Below are 14,685 nucleotides of genomic sequence, written 5' to 3'. Positions count from 1 at the left end.
GGATCATTCGTTTATTGATAGATTTCCTCTATAAAATAGCCCTTGATGGCTGAGGGGAATTGAATTTATCTAAGTTTGCGGTAAAGATATTTTATGAATAAAAGTTTTTTTGAACATATAGCCCACGCTTTTGATACTCCTTTAACTAATGCTGTACTGATCTTTTCGCTGATATTATTTATCATTCTACTTGCACCCATGCTATTGCGGAAAATAAAAATTCCCGGAATTATTGGTTTAATACTTTCTGGGGTACTTATTGGTCCGCATGGATTAAATATTCTAGCACAGAGCGATGCGGTAAAGTTATTTTCTACCATTGGCTTGCTATATATCATGTTCATTGCTGGTCTAGAATTGGATATGAACGAGTTTAGAAAAACCCGTCATAAAAGCATTGTATTTGGTATATATACATTTTTGGTCCCCATCATGATTGGGTATCCCGTGTGTTATTACCTCTTGGGCTTTGATGTTTGGGCAAGTATTTTGGTTTCCAGTATGTTTGCCACCCATACCTTAGTTGCCTATCCCGTAGTAAACAGCTATGGGATTTCCAAAAATCAAGCCGTTGCCATTACCATTGGTGGTACAATCTTAACCGATACAGCAGTATTGATTATTTTGGCGGTGATTGTTGGATCTTCCCAAGGGCATTTAGATCAGCAATTTTGGATGAGATTGGCTCTTTCATTTGCTATATTTTTAGGTATCATGTTCGGTATTGTTCCGAGGATTGCCAAGTGGTTTTTTCAGAAGGTGGAAAGTGAAAAAACGTCGCACTACATTTTCGTATTATTAATTGTGTTTTTCGCAGCCTTCATGGCAGAAATTGCTGGATTGGAGCCTATTATTGGAGCTTTTGTGGCCGGGTTAGCACTGAATAAATTTATTCCCCATTCGTCTGCCTTGATGAATAGGATCGAATTTATCGGTAATGCCATTTTTATTCCCTTCTTTTTAATCAGTGTAGGGATGATTGTGGATATAAACGTGTTATTTAAGGGGCCTGAAGCGCTCATTGTTGCAGGTACATTGACATTGGTAGCCGTTTGTGGAAAATGGATCGCCGCTTGGTTTACACAGCATACCTTTAAATATAGTACCGCACAAAGGCAGGTCATTTTTGGCCTTAGTAGCGCACATGCTGCAGCAACCCTAGCTATTGTGATGGTCGGTTACGAAAATGAAATAATAGATGAGGCCGTATTAAATGGAACGATTCTGCTGATCTTGGTTACCTGCATTATAGCTTCTATAGCCACGGAGAATGCTTCAAAGAAAGTGGTTTTGTCGGGAGAACAGGACGTGATTGTTGAAGAAAAAGATGTCATTCGTGATGAACATTTGCTGGTACCTATAGCCAATTTAAACAATATGGAAATGTTGTTGGATTTTGCCACAATGATCAAAAACAAAAAGTCGCCCCATCCGGTTACTATATTGTCTGTTGTGCCAAATAACGAATTGGCGGAGGCCAATTTAAAGAAGGCACGGAAAAATCTTGATTCCACGGCAAAATATGCGTCGGGTAGTGAAATTGAAGTGAATATGATGGCTACAATTGACTATAACATTGCAGGCGGCATTAGTCGGGCATCCAGGGAAGTATTGGCCGATAGCATCTTGTTGGGTTGGCCAAGTCAAACGGGTATCATCGAAAAAATGGTGGGCGAAAAGACGGAAAGTATATTGAATAGAACAGACATCAATATTTTCATGTGCCACTTTGGCAAACCTTTTATTAGTGATAATCGCATTACACTGATTTGCCCACCTATGGCGGAAGACGAGAAAGGTTTTTCTTATTGGTTGAATAAGGTTGGGCAGCTGGCAGTAGAGCTTACCTTACCTATACAGGGGATCGCCAATCACCGTTCTATGGAAGCGATTAAAAACTACCTGAAAAAGAACAAGATCAATTGCACCATTAAATTCGTCGAATGGAACGATTGGGATGAATTGGCGAATTTAACTGCTTATGTTAAAGATAATGATTTGTTAATCTTTATTTCAGCTAGGGTAGGAGAGGTCTCTTATCATCGAGCATTTAATGGCATTCCGAAAAAGTTAGCACGCCAATATACGCGTAACAATCGGATACTCATTTATCCAAGCAGGCGACCTACCAGTGTTTTTGATAATTATGATGAGGTAAGCGCGATGTCTGCCAATGGCGGATACACCCGTTTACAAAGAGTAGGGAAGAGCCTGGGAAGCGTGTTAACCATGAAGAATAAAAAATTTTCTAACGTAAAAAGGGAAAAATAGTTATGGCAGATAAAATAAGAACGAATGCAGCAGGTGGACTCCTTGTTCCTGATCAACCGATCATTCCTTTTATTATTGGGGATGGTATTGGACCAGACATATGGCATGCCGCTGTCAGGGTTTTTGATGAAGCGATCCGTAATGCTTACCATGGGAAAAGAGCCATTGTTTGGAAGGAAATTTTAGCGGGACAAAAGGCTTTTGATGAGGTTGGCGAATGGTTACCACAAGAAAGTATTGATGCCATGCGGGATTATATCGTTTCGATTAAAGGGCCCCTTACTACACCTGTTGGCGGAGGTATTCGTTCGTTGAATGTGACCATCCGACAAACACTTGATCTCTTTGTCTGCCAACGCCCACTTTCATGGATCGAAGGGGTACCATCACCGGTTAAACGCCCGGCAGATGTTGATATGGTTATCTTTCGGGAAAACACGGAAGATATCTATGCCGGAATTGAGTTTGAAGCCAACAGTGAGGCGGCACAATCCCTAAAACGCATTCTTGTTGATCAATTTCAGGTAGATTATCCTTTTCGGGAATTAACGGCCCTAGGAATTAAACCGGTATCAAAGGAAGGGTCGGTTCGATTAATTCGGGCAGCTATCCAATATGCGTTGGATCACAAGCGACCATCCGTTAGTCTGGTACACAAGGGGAATATTATGAAGTTTACAGAAGGCGCCTTTAAGAATTGGGGCTATGCCTTGGCAGAAACCGAATTTGCTGATCAGGTATTTACGTGGAATCAATGGGAGAAATGGAAGGCTGATCATAGCGAAGAAGAAGCAAATAGACAATTAAAGCAAGCGCAAGATGCCGGGAAAGTCATTATTAAAGACGTTATTGCAGATAATTTTCTGCAACAGATTCTTCTTAATCCTAAAGATTACTCGGTAATAGCAACATTGAATCTAAATGGTGATTATATTTCAGACGCACTAGCAGCAATCGTTGGCGGTATCGGTATAGCACCAGGTGCAAATATTAATTATCATACCGGGCACGCTGTCTTTGAAGCAACGCACGGTACTGCTCCACGTTTTGCTAATACCGACACGATGAACCCATCTTCGGTCATCTTGAGCGGCGTAATGCTATTCGATTATATTGGATGGCATGAAGTGTCGGCAATGATAACGAAGGCTTTGCAAAAGACCATCGCATCGAAAAGGGTAACCATAGATTTTTATAATCAAATGGAAAACGCCACCTTATTGAAAACAAGTGCATTTGGCGATGCGATTATCGGGTATATGGCAGATTAAAATGGCTAGTAAATAGTGAAGTCGCAAAGCGGATAGTCAATCTCCGCCAGAAAAATACTATTTTTGTAGACTAAAGAATATCGTATTCCAAAATAGCATGTCTATTTTGGAGGATAAAGAAAGATAATATATGGCTAAGATACTGCTTGTAGAAGATGATACTACGTTTTCCGCTATTCTAGAAGGTTTTTTAAAAAAGAATGGTCATGAGGTTGAAGTGCGTTATAACGTAAAGAGTAGTATCAAATCGCTAGACGACTCTATTCAGTTGATTTTATTAGATTATCGTTTAGGGGATGGCACCGGATTGGACGTGCTCCAAGAGGTACGTATAAGAGATTTACACATGCCGGTGATTATCATGACTAGTTTTAATGATGTACGTACCGCAGTTAAGGCCATGCGTTTGGGGGTATTTGATTATATCACCAAACCAGTGAATCCGGATGAGTTGCTCATGATTTTAAAGGATGCGCTCAGCGGCGATAAACAGGAAGTGGCAACTACTGGTAAAATAAAGAAAACAAATAAAAACGAAACGGTAGCCTTTGTTAAAGGCACAAGCCAGCCTTCCAAGAAATTACACGAATATATTGATTTGGTGGCACCAACCGATATGTCGGTGTTGGTTAGGGGAGAAAGTGGAACAGGTAAAGAATATGTGGCGCGGTCAATCCACTTGAAAAGTAAAAGGGCAGATAAACCTTTCGTTTCGATTGATTGTGGCACCTTGTCAAAGGAATTAGCCGCAAGTGAGCTTTTCGGCCATATTAAAGGTTCTTTTACGGGTGCTTTAACCGATAAGAAAGGCCAATTTGAAGAAGCTGATGGTGGTACGTTGTTTTTGGATGAGATTGGTAACCTATCTTATGATGTACAGATAAAATTGCTACGGGCATTACAGGAACGTGTAATACAACCTATTGGAGCTAATAAGTTGATTAAAGTGGATGTTCGGGTTATTGCTGCTACAAACGATGACTTACTGGGAAGTTTCTCGTCAGGAAATTTTAGGGAAGATTTATACCACCGTATCAATGAGTTTGAAATTATTGTACCAGCCTTGAGGGATCGTGGAAGTGATATGGATACCTTTGTTGATTTCTTCGTTAAACAAGCAAATCAAGAGTTAAACCGTAATGTAACCCATTTATCCGATGAAGTCAGAGCTATTTTTAAAGCCTATGATTGGCCGGGTAATTTGCGTGAACTGAAAAATGTAATCAAACGAATGGTTTTATTGACAGCTGGAGACACTGCCGAAGCTACTGCTTTGCCGGATGAAATGGTGCTAGCTATCAATCAGCATAAAAAGCATAAGCAAGCGCCAGGTGATGCCTTAGCACCAGATCTGAAGTCACAAAGTGAAGCCCATGAACGCCAACTTATTTTAGATGTATTGCAACAGGTAAAATATAATAAAAGTAAGGCTGCACAAGTATTGAATATCGACCGAAAAACCCTTTACAATAAGCTAGATAAATACGGCATTTCATAACCTTGCCATTATGGCATCTTTTTATACGATTGCACAGCTTTTGCTAATGTACCTGATGAGTAAAAGATAATACGTATGACAGTTCAGGTAACACAGGATAACAAATTGAAAAAGCTTATTGTGGTTGGTGATCGGGTATTGGTAAAACCTTCAACACCTAACGAAAGAACAGCAAGTGGCCTTTACCTTCCACTTGGTGTACAGGAAAAAGAAAAAGTGCAACAGGGTTATGTGATTAAGACCGGCCCTGGTTACGCGATCCCCTTGGTAACTGACGAAGATGATGCTTGGAAGTCAAAAGAAGAAAAGATTAAATATATTCCACTTCAAGCCCAAGAAGGAGACTTGGCTCTTTTTTTAGTGAGCGGATCTACTGAAATTGCTTATCAAGGCGAAAAGTATTTTATTGTTCCACAAGGAGCGATATTGATGCTGGAGCGGGAAGAGGAACTATAAGGCCTAGCCCTAACTAGGCTAAGGAGCTGCTGACAAATGATTTGGTATGCAGCTCTTCTTTTAAGTAATCCAATAGGCGATATAGCTGATCAATAACACCTTGAATTTCTAAAATATCAAATTCGTTGTTACGAATGTCTATTTCTAATTTTCTCAGTTTTGTAGCGATCTTTTGTCCGCCAATTTGAGAGGTCCTTCCAGCGAGTTTATGACAAATAAGGGCCAATTCTTCCCGTTCATTGCCCTGTAGGGCATTACGTAACTTGATAAGATCTTTAGCGGTATCTTTTAAAAAGATATGTAGAATTTTTATAATTTGCGTATTGTCGTTAAACGCTAACTTTTTAAGATTTGAAAAGTCGAAATCTTTTAAATCATTTCTGTTTTTGATCGTTAAAGTCTCTTCCAGATTTTTCTTTAATCCGAGAAGGTGCAATAAATCAATCTCTTTAAATGGCTTTAACAATAGGCCATCAAAGCCTTGCGAAAGAATTTGTTCCCGCTCTTCTGGGAGGGCTTGGGCCGTAAAGGCATAGACCTTTACTTCTTTCCCAATAATCGGTTTCAATTCATGGTTGAGCTCGACACCCGTTTTTCCAGGCATACGCATATCCATTAGTAAAATGCTAACCGATGGATCCCACGGCGTTTGCAAGAGCTCTTCCGGTGTGGAGAATGTACGATGGCGAATGTGGTATTTATTAAAGATATTATGGCACAGTTCAAGAATGAATTGATCGTCATCAATCACCCATATCGTACCCTGAAAATCTTTAATCGGAATCAGATTGGTGTCTTCCTGATTTTCTGCAACAAAGGTAGATGTTTTAAGGGGTATCGTTACGTCAAATACAGACCCTTTATTCAATTGACTTTGTATTTCAATGTGGCCACCCATGGCTTCACATAGGGTTTTTACGATGCTTAGTCCTAAGCCACTACCAAAATGGATGCCTGAATTAGAGTTTTCTGCTTGCTCAAACTCATTAAAAATGCGGTGAACATCACTTTCCGGAATCCCTTTTCCGGTATCTTGAACCTTTATTTGCAATAAAACGATTTCGTCATCAGTCGTTGTTTTTACCGTAAGATTAACTGAGCCTTTGTCCGTGAATTTGATGGCATTACTTAACAAATTGTAAAGTATTTGTTTAATACGGAAAGGATCTCCAAAAACGTATCCACTGTCCGCAATAGCAGTAATCAAATTTAAAGCCAGTGCCTTCTCTTCAGCCTGTAACTGCATGGCAGCGACCACCTCATCAATAAGTTGTGCGAGATAGAAATCTTGGTTGTTAAAGTGGAATTTTCCGGAATTAATGCGGTTATAGTCTAATACCTCATTTACAATTTGCAATAAATGTTCCGAAGATTGATAAATGATATTTACCTTGCGGCTATCTTCTGGATGTTCCTCTCGTAGTTGTTCTGCGTAACCAATAATCGATTGTAGGGGAGTACGCAGTTCATGGCTCATATTGGACAAGAATCGTTGTTTCGCAGCACTATGGTATTCTGCCTCTTCTTTGGCTACCTCCAGTTCTCGCCGATATCGATTACTTTTCCGGATATCTGCCAGGATCAAGGCAACCAAAACAGCAGTAATGCCAAAAAAACCTAATATGACTAAATTTATCCTGCTTAGACTATGGTTCATGACAAAACGGGCAACGGCATTTTCAGTTTCCATTTGCAACATCCCTTCTTTCTCCACTTCATTCAGGATGCTCAGCATTTTACTAACTAATAAATTCCCTGCGTAGGTTAATTCGACTTCCCGATCAATAAAGGAATCACTTTGCGCACGTTGTGTCTCTTCAATAACATGCAGGACGCTGTCTATAAGCCTAATGGCGCTGTCTTGTCTTGAGGTACTGATAGTGTCGATTAGTAATTCATCTAATTTCTCCTTCACTTTCCGGCTAGGTTGATTAATGGCTGCATTGATGGGAGATGTATTTTTTCGCTTCGAGCCAAACAATCTACCAAAGAAGGAACGGTCGTCTTTGCCTGAATCGATGGAAGCGATACTATCAGGTTCCGTAGTCGTGGTTTCCGTAATCTTTCTTTTCGTCACTACCGTCGTATCGGCAGCCGGAGTATTCTGTAAAATATCACCGATAGTTTGGAGCTGTTGGGAAAACTCGTGGCTATCGACCATCTTTCCCCGAACTTGAACATAGGCTTTGAAGAGCTTATCCCGTTCCTTCAGTAATATTTTAATGGAATCAATACGGACAATCTGGCTGCTATCTTCTGCATAGAGGTCTTTTAGGGAATCCAGAGCAGAAGAAACAAGCTTTGACTCTTTTAGAAAGCTTTCATAGGTACTATTGTCTGCAGTTAACACCTGTGCTCTTTGAAGTTGATCCAGCTGCATAATATCTCTGGAAACTTGACTAACCAAATGCATTTTTTTATTTGGCTTAGCAATGTTGTCTACGGCGGTAATAACTTGGTTAAACGCATCCTTACTAATTGTCCAAGCTAAACCTAGCGCGATGCAACAGCAGATGAAAACGAATATTACCTTTCGCCTAACACTCTTGTTCGATAGCTTTTTCTGATCAGACATTACGTAAAGTTACAAAATTTGTTACTTTCTTTTTACCGAAAAAGAAAGGTAACCAAAGAAAACTCGCCACTTCAAAATTTACAGGAACAGTAGTGCATCCCAGTGCAACATGTAAATTTTGGATGTGGCTATTTCGGTGAACAACAGTTGTTGCTTTAAACCAGGCGTGTTAAGCTAAATAAAAAATGCCGAATGGTTTAGATTCGGCATTTTTATAGCTATATAGATGATTAATTTTCATCCTGATTTTGCAGGAACACAAATTTATGATCAAACATATCCAATTTAATCTTGCTATCCTTGTCAATTTTACCGGAAAGGATTTCCTTGGATAATTCATTAAGGATTTTCTTTTGAATCACCCGTTTTAATGGCCGTGCACCAAACTGCGGGTCGTAACCTAATTGGGCTAACCAATCCAAGGCCTCTTCTGACGCTTCGATGGTGATGCCCATTTCTGCCAGTTGTTGCTGTACCCCATTAAATTGTAAGCGTACAATATCACTGATCTCATCCCGACTTAATGGCGTAAACATAATCACCTCGTCAATACGGTTCAAGAATTCAGGTCTGATGGATTTTTTTAGTAATTCGAATACCTCATTTTTTGTTTTGGCAATGATCTCCTCTTTATTGGTCTCATTAAGCTGACTGAAGTTTTCCTGAATCAGTGGAGAACCAATATTGGATGTCATAATAATGATGGTATTTTTAAAGTTTACGACACGACCTTTATTGTCTGTTAAATGCCCGTCGTCCAATACCTGTAATAATATATTGAATACATCTGGATGGGCTTTCTCTATCTCATCCAAGAGTACAACAGAGTAGGGCCTACGTCTAATGGCCTCGGTTAACTGGCCACCTTCATCATAACCTACATATCCAGGAGGAGCACCTATTAATCTGGATACGGCATGACGTTCTTGGTATTCACTCATATCAATACGGACCATAGCATGCTCGTCATTGAATAGATATTCAGCCAAAGCTTTTGCCAGCTCCGTTTTACCAACACCAGTAGTACCTAGGAAGATAAAGGATCCAATAGGCCTTCTTTTATCACTTAACCCAGCCCTTGAACGGCGAATAGCATCTGAAATAGCTTCAATAGCCTCATTTTGTCCGGCTACACGCTTATGTAATTCTTCTTCCAGATGGAGCAATTTCTCTCGTTCACTTTGTACCATCTTACTAACCGGAATGCCTGTCCAACGGGCTACTACATCGGCTATATCTTCTGCTGTAACTTCTTCCTTGAGCATTCGGGCTGGCCCTTGCTTGGCTTCCAGTTCTTTTTTGAGTTGATCTAATTCATCTTGGGCCTGTTTAATGCGACCGTAACGGATTTCGGCAACCTTTCCATAATCGCCAGCACGTTCAGCTTGCTCGGCTTCTAACTTAAAATCTTCAATCTGCTGTACATGATGGTTAAGATTATCGACCAAAGATTTTTCACTCTGCCAAGCGGCCCGCAGCGAATCTCGTTCGGTAGCAAGATTGGCAATTTCGCGACTTAGTTCTTCTACCTTTTGTTTATCATTTTCGCGTTTAATAGCCTCACGCTCAATTTCTAATTGCATGATTTTACGTTCAATCTCATCTACCGCTTCGGGTACAGAGTCCATTTCTAAACGGAGCTTCGAAGCCGCTTCATCCATCAAGTCGATGGCTTTATCGGGTAAGAAACGATCAGCAATGTAACGTTGGGAAAGTTCAACGGCTGCAATGATCGCTTCATCCTTAATCCTAACTTTATGGTGCGTTTCATACCGTTCTTTGATTCCGCGTAAAATCGAAATGGCATCCTGGGTGTCGGGTTCATCAACCATAACTTTTTGGAAGCGGCGCTCTAGCGCTTTATCTTTTTCAAAATACTTTTGAAATTCATTCAGCGTAGTTGCTCCAATGGCCCTAAGTTCCCCACGGGCTAGGGCCGGTTTCAAAATATTGGCTGCATCCATAGCCCCTTCACCACCGCCTGCACCAACTAGCGTATGAATCTCATCAATAAAGAGAATGATTTCCCCATCACTATCCGTAACTTCTTTTACAACGGCTTTTAGCCGCTCTTCAAACTCACCTTTATACTTTGCCCCAGCAACCAATGCGCCCATATCCAAGGAAAATACGGTTTTGCTTTTCAAGTTTTCCGGAACATCTCCTTTGATAATCCGATGTGCTATACCTTCAGCTATTGCTGTTTTACCGACACCGGGCTCACCCACAAGAATAGGATTGTTCTTCGTGCGCCTAGACAAAATTTGGATCACCCGTCGGATTTCTTCATCGCGTCCAATGACGGGATCGAGTTTGCCCGATTCGGCAAATTCGTTGAGATTACGGGCGTATTTATTTAATGCATTATAGGTGGCTTCTGCATTTTGATCGGTAACACGTGTGTTGCCTCTTAAGTCGATAATGGCCTTCTTTAAGTCTTTCTCCGTAACACCCTGATCTTTTAATAAGGCAGCGGTTTTATCACCCGCATTTAAGATGCCTAAAAGTAGATGCTCAACAGATACGAATTCGTCTTTAAAATCTTTCAGGTAGCTTTGTGCCTTTTGCAAAGCGGTATTCGTTGAAGAAGATAAATAAATATCGCTTCCGCTTACTTTTGGAAAACTGTTGATTTGCTGATCTAACGATTCATTTAGTCGATTAATGTTGACGTTTAATTTTTTTAATAGGTGGCTAACAACATTTTCATCTACTAAAAGTAAGGCCTTGAGTAAGTGTGCGTTCTCAATAGCCTGCTGTTGATTGCCTCCAGCTATTTCAGAAGCTTTTTGTATAGCTTCCTGCGCTTTAATGGTAAAATTATTTAAATTCATTTTGATGCAATTATATTGAATAGGTTATGCTTAAAAATAAAGCATTTGCAACTATAACATCAAAACGAATACCAGTACGATAGGTTTTAGGAAAATGGACATTTTGTCGTACTAATAATGGTTGGTATGACTAACTGTCTGTTTTTTAGTGAATTATACTGAAAAAATGACGGATTTTGTAATTGTGAGTTGTGTTATTACTTACAACTTAAATGCGTTCCAGTTCTTCTTTTAGTTTAGTTGTCTGGAAATCAGCTAATTTCTTTAAGGGCCCACTGGCTAACATTTTCATCATCATGTTTAAATCAGCCGCTATGGTAAAAAAGGCTTCAGTGGCCAATTCGTTTACGGCTTGTAGTTTCCAAGATAGCTTCAGTTCAAAGGGGGCACTTTCGGCGGGAACAATGATGATTTCCTGATCGGGTATTCGTGTTTGTATTTTTAGGACTAACTTTCCCATATTGGGTATGGTGAAGCTAGATTCATCAGCGTTAGAAGACCAGTTCGTGATATTTTCTGGCATTAATTTTTCGTGGTTATTATAATCAGCCAAGAAAGCATACACGCGTTCTAGTGGCTGATTAACGGTAGACTTGCTTTCTATAATCGTCATACGATAACCGTTTTAAACCGTTTTGGGTTCCCAGTTGGCCGGATCTCTTCTCCATTCGCGTAGCAATTCTTCATCTTCGTGGTGGATGAAACCATTTTCCGCTGCATACTTAATTAAGGCATTGTAATTGGAAAGCGTTGTATATCGGCATTTGGCTGCCTTAAAATTTTCATCTGCTACGTCGAAGCCATAACTAAAGATCGCTACCAAGCCTACTACATCGCAACCAGCTTCGCGTAATGCTTCAACAGCTTTTAAGCTACTTTTTCCAGTAGAAATTAGGTCTTCAATAACCACTACTCGTTGGCCGTCGATAATTTCGCCTTCAATCATATTTTGTCTACCGTGTTCCTTAGCACTGGAACGTACATATGAAAAGGGTAAACCAAGATCTTGAGCAACCAACACACCCTGTGGAATGCCCGCTGTAGCCACGCCGGCAATCATACCAATAGATCCAAATTCTTCCTGAATGACCTCTGAAAGTTTTTGGCGGATATACGTTCTAACTGTTGGATGGGATAGCGATATACGATTATCGCAATAAATTGGAGACTTCCAACCAGATGCCCATGTAAAAGGTTTGGAAGGTTGTAATTTAATTGCTTTAATTTGTAATAAAAATTCAGCAACTTTTTGTTCAATCTCACTCTTGTGATTCATGACGCAAATTTATAAAATTTATATGAACGAATCGGCCCTAATTTTGGCTGATTTTACCCCAGATGGGTTAACAGAATTTCAACAAATTGATTTACAGACTTTTGATTTGGAGAAACTTTTTAAGAAAAGTATGTCAACAACCCAATCGGCCATTTATCTGCTAACAGTAGCTGATCCAAAAGCGACACTGAAGCAGATCAAGAAGTCGGTTAAATGCATTGGGGCGGCTGGTGGACTAGTTAAGAATGGAAATGGGCAGCTCCTGTTTATCCATCGCTTAGGAAAATGGGATTTACCTAAAGGAAAAATAGATCCAGGTGAAAAGCCCAAAAAAACGGCTATTAGGGAGGTTGAAGAGGAGTGTGGGATAAAAGTGGATTACTTGGGCCCCAAAATATTATCCTCCTATCATGTTTATGAAATGAAGGGAGAAATGGTACTAAAAAAAACAAATTGGTACGAAATGGGAGTTAACAAGCGCCCAAAGTTAATTCCTCAAACAGCCGAAAACATTACGGAAGCTAAATGGATTGATCCGGAACAACTGGAAGAAGTTTTAAAAAACACCTATGGACTTATTAAAGACGTATTGGCAAAAAATGCCTATATATGATCCAAAACCTCTTTCGGTACTAAATGTGCTATCGATCCATTGTTTTTGAGGATATCCCGAACAATGGTAGAGCTGATGTGACTGTAGCTCGGACTGCTGAAAAAAAGCACTGTCTCAACGGATGGGGCTAGCTGTAAATTGTTTTGGGCTATGGCATTTTCAAAATCGAAATCGGTTCCATTACGTAAGCCTCTTAGAATATAATGAGCTTGTATTTTTTTACAGTAATCAACGGTCAAGCCTTCATAGGTGCCCACCTTAATTTGGTGGTTTGCGTGGAAAATTTCCTGTAATATGGTCAGGCGTTGTTGCAGGGTCAGGAGTGGTGTTTTGGCACTGTTCATACCTATAGCAATATGGATCTCATCAAAAAGGGATAGGGCCCTTGTAATAACATCGACATGAGCGTTAGTTATGGGATCAAAAGACCCTGGAAATAATGCTATTTTTTTTTTCATTTATCGTACAACTTGACTAATCTCAAAACTATTCAAAATTAAGTGTATACACAAGGGTACAAGGAGACTTAACGCTGAAAGATACTAAAAGAAGAATACCCGTATTGCCGCTGTTCTACCAAATTTGGGTGTGAACTGATTTTCCTTGTTGATGGGTGTTCGAGTACGAAAATGCCTGCTGGTTTGAGCAAATCCCGTTCCCATATGGTGTTTGGCAATAAAGGTAGTTGTGGTAAATCATAAGGAGGATCTGCAAAAATAAAATCAAACTGTTGTTTGCAAGAGGCGAGAAACTTAAAAACGTTTGCCTTAACCACTTTAAGTTGATCTATATGGAGTTTTTCTTGCTGCTGCTTAATATAGGCACAGCACTTAACATGCTGATCAACCGCAATAATGGCTTTAGCGCCCCGCGAAGCAGATTCAAAGGCAATATTTCCGGTACCACTAAATAAATCCAATACCTCGGTTTCTTCCCATAATATGCGGTACTCCAAAATCGTAAATAAAGCTTCCTTTGCGAGATCTGTCGTAGGTCTTACCGGCAGATTTGCCGGGGGCGAAAGTCTGATTCCCTTCAATGCTCCACCTATGATACGCATAATAATCCAAACAAAGGTAACTGTTGGTGCATACGTTGATGCACATCATCATGGCTACAGGTAATTAGATTTGAAAGCGCTAATGTCTGTACGTGTTTACTGTATTTTGTAAGTCGGTCATAATAAGGATGTCCTTCCTGTGCCGTTCCGGAGACGAAAATGGGCGTATTGCTAAAATCAAAGGCAAGCTCTTCTGCAATGGCCAACAGAAAATAATTAAATTCATCCGCATGTTCGCTTGGTTGTGTTTGGTGATAGCGTAGTTTCCCTTCGGTAATATAAGTGAAGTCGGTAAATCCAGCGTCGCTACTATTCACAGACAGATAGGTGCTCGATGGTTCCAATTTTTGTAAAGCACTTAAAATGCTGGTGTTCCGCGATAGGAAATGAAATTCCGGAAAATTTTGATTGATTGTTGTCGAATCCTTCTTTGCCAATGGATAGACGTTGTAAATCGCTAAATCAGCTAAACTATCGGTTAACAATATATGGTCATCTTGATCCAAGGCGAGCATATTGAAGTAATGCGATTCTTGAGAAGAATCATATAAGTCGCTAGGAATAAGTATGATATTTTTATTATCTATTGCTATTTTTTTGGATTGATACGTTAATCCCAATAATTGATTAACACGTGCTTCGTTGGCACCTTTTTTCCAAGAAAGTAATAATAATAACTGATTATCCGCGGTAACAATAGCCATTTGATGCCTTAACCTTTCCTCACTGATCAATAGTTGATAGTTATTACTGTTATCAACCGAGAAGTTATCATCAATAAATGCAATCTGTAATAATTCACTCATGGATAGCAAAAATACCCTTTACAAC

At 39.9% G+C, this 14,685-nt stretch carries 12 protein-coding genes; 5 read left to right on the top strand and 7 right to left on the bottom strand.

All coding sequences use genetic code 11. From position 1 onward, the window contains the following. Positions 1-93: 93 nt before the first annotated feature. The 4 genes from ABD930_RS08375 (at position 94) to ABD930_RS08360 (ending at position 5,496) form a co-directional block, all read left to right on the top strand. Positions 94-2,271 carry a cation:proton antiporter gene (locus ABD930_RS08375; RefSeq protein ID WP_345231266.1) on the top strand — a complete coding sequence of 726 codons (2,178 nt, stop codon included), beginning with the start codon at positions 94-96 and terminating at the stop codon, positions 2,269-2,271. A 2-nt stretch (positions 2,272-2,273) separates the two neighbouring features. After that, on the top strand, positions 2,274-3,542 hold the full coding sequence (icd, locus tag ABD930_RS08370; protein WP_345231265.1) for an NADP-dependent isocitrate dehydrogenase: 1,269 nt from the start codon (positions 2,274-2,276) through the stop codon (positions 3,540-3,542). Between the two features lie 130 nt (positions 3,543-3,672). Beyond that, on the top strand, positions 3,673-5,040 hold the full coding sequence (locus ABD930_RS08365; protein ID WP_345231264.1) for a sigma-54-dependent transcriptional regulator: 1,368 nt from the start codon (positions 3,673-3,675) through the stop codon (positions 5,038-5,040). A 75-nt stretch (positions 5,041-5,115) separates the two neighbouring features. Then, positions 5,116-5,496 carry a co-chaperone GroES gene (locus ABD930_RS08360; protein WP_345231263.1) on the top strand — a complete coding sequence of 127 codons (381 nt, stop codon included), beginning with the start codon at positions 5,116-5,118 and terminating at the stop codon, positions 5,494-5,496. 13 nt (positions 5,497-5,509) lie between these two features. Here the strand turns inward: ABD930_RS08360 and ABD930_RS08355 are convergent, their stop codons facing one another. The 4 genes from ABD930_RS08355 to pyrE form a co-directional block, all read right to left on the bottom strand. Continuing rightward, positions 5,510-8,071 (bottom strand): hybrid sensor histidine kinase/response regulator, encoded by a 2,562-nt coding sequence (locus tag ABD930_RS08355; protein WP_345231262.1) that lies wholly within the window; start codon positions 8,069-8,071, stop codon positions 5,510-5,512. A gap of 230 nt (positions 8,072-8,301) precedes the next feature. Then, positions 8,302-10,905: an ATP-dependent chaperone ClpB gene (clpB, locus tag ABD930_RS08350; RefSeq protein ID WP_345231261.1), complete on the bottom strand. Its 2,604-nt coding sequence runs from the start codon at positions 10,903-10,905 to the stop codon at positions 8,302-8,304. A gap of 208 nt (positions 10,906-11,113) precedes the next feature. After that, positions 11,114-11,518, bottom strand: a complete 405-nt coding sequence (locus tag ABD930_RS08345; RefSeq protein ID WP_345231260.1) for an SRPBCC family protein — start codon at positions 11,516-11,518, stop codon at positions 11,114-11,116. 12 nt (positions 11,519-11,530) lie between these two features. Next, positions 11,531-12,181: an orotate phosphoribosyltransferase gene (gene pyrE / locus ABD930_RS08340; protein ID WP_345231259.1), complete on the bottom strand. Its 651-nt coding sequence runs from the start codon at positions 12,179-12,181 to the stop codon at positions 11,531-11,533. 22 nt (positions 12,182-12,203) lie between these two features. On the opposite strand from pyrE, the gene ABD930_RS08335 reads away from it, so the two are divergent. Next, positions 12,204-12,794: an NUDIX hydrolase gene (locus ABD930_RS08335; RefSeq protein WP_345231258.1), complete on the top strand. Its 591-nt coding sequence runs from the start codon at positions 12,204-12,206 to the stop codon at positions 12,792-12,794. Here the strand turns inward: ABD930_RS08335 and coaD are convergent. The 3 genes from coaD to ABD930_RS08320 all read right to left on the bottom strand — a co-directional run bounded on the left by coaD (position 12,785) and on the right by ABD930_RS08320 (position 14,660). Further along, positions 12,785-13,252, bottom strand: coding sequence for a pantetheine-phosphate adenylyltransferase (coaD, locus tag ABD930_RS08330; protein WP_345231257.1), 468 nt, complete (start codon positions 13,250-13,252; stop codon positions 12,785-12,787). The genes ABD930_RS08335 and coaD overlap by 10 nt on opposite strands. A gap of 68 nt (positions 13,253-13,320) precedes the next feature. Beyond that, on the bottom strand, positions 13,321-13,854 hold the full coding sequence (locus ABD930_RS08325) for an RsmD family RNA methyltransferase (RefSeq protein ID WP_345231256.1): 534 nt from the start codon (positions 13,852-13,854) through the stop codon (positions 13,321-13,323). Then, positions 13,842-14,660: a DUF3822 family protein gene (locus ABD930_RS08320; protein WP_345231255.1), complete on the bottom strand. Its 819-nt coding sequence runs from the start codon at positions 14,658-14,660 to the stop codon at positions 13,842-13,844. The genes ABD930_RS08325 and ABD930_RS08320 overlap by 13 nt, the downstream gene beginning before the upstream one ends. Between the last annotated feature and the right edge of the window lie 25 nt (positions 14,661-14,685).

Source organism: Olivibacter ginsenosidimutans (genome assembly GCF_039542865.1).
Taxonomy (GTDB): domain Bacteria; phylum Bacteroidota; class Bacteroidia; order Sphingobacteriales; family Sphingobacteriaceae; genus Olivibacter; species Olivibacter ginsenosidimutans.
The sequence above is the reverse complement of the archived record's forward strand: the minus strand, read 5'-3'. Positions and strand labels throughout refer to the sequence as shown.

Excerpts from the sequence above, each read along its gene's own strand:
- ABD930_RS08375 (WP_345231266.1), top strand. The coding sequence starts at position 94 with ATGAATAAAAGTTTTTTTGAACATATAGCCCACGCTTTTGATACTCCT.
- icd (WP_345231265.1), top strand. The coding sequence starts at position 2,274 with ATGGCAGATAAAATAAGAACGAATGCAGCAGGTGGACTCCTTGTTCCT.
- ABD930_RS08365 (WP_345231264.1), top strand. The coding sequence starts at position 3,673 with ATGGCTAAGATACTGCTTGTAGAAGATGATACTACGTTTTCCGCTATT.
- ABD930_RS08360 (WP_345231263.1), top strand. The coding sequence starts at position 5,116 with ATGACAGTTCAGGTAACACAGGATAACAAATTGAAAAAGCTTATTGTG.
- ABD930_RS08355 (WP_345231262.1), bottom strand. The coding sequence starts at position 8,071 with ATGTCTGATCAGAAAAAGCTATCGAACAAGAGTGTTAGGCGAAAGGTA.
- clpB (WP_345231261.1), bottom strand. The coding sequence starts at position 10,905 with ATGAATTTAAATAATTTTACCATTAAAGCGCAGGAAGCTATACAAAAA.
- ABD930_RS08345 (WP_345231260.1), bottom strand. The coding sequence starts at position 11,518 with ATGACGATTATAGAAAGCAAGTCTACCGTTAATCAGCCACTAGAACGC.
- pyrE (WP_345231259.1), bottom strand. The coding sequence starts at position 12,181 with ATGAATCACAAGAGTGAGATTGAACAAAAAGTTGCTGAATTTTTATTA.
- ABD930_RS08335 (WP_345231258.1), top strand. The coding sequence starts at position 12,204 with ATGAACGAATCGGCCCTAATTTTGGCTGATTTTACCCCAGATGGGTTA.
- coaD (WP_345231257.1), bottom strand. The coding sequence starts at position 13,252 with ATGAAAAAAAAAATAGCATTATTTCCAGGGTCTTTTGATCCCATAACT.
- ABD930_RS08325 (WP_345231256.1), bottom strand. The coding sequence starts at position 13,854 with ATGCGTATCATAGGTGGAGCATTGAAGGGAATCAGACTTTCGCCCCCG.
- ABD930_RS08320 (WP_345231255.1), bottom strand. The coding sequence starts at position 14,660 with ATGAGTGAATTATTACAGATTGCATTTATTGATGATAACTTCTCGGTT.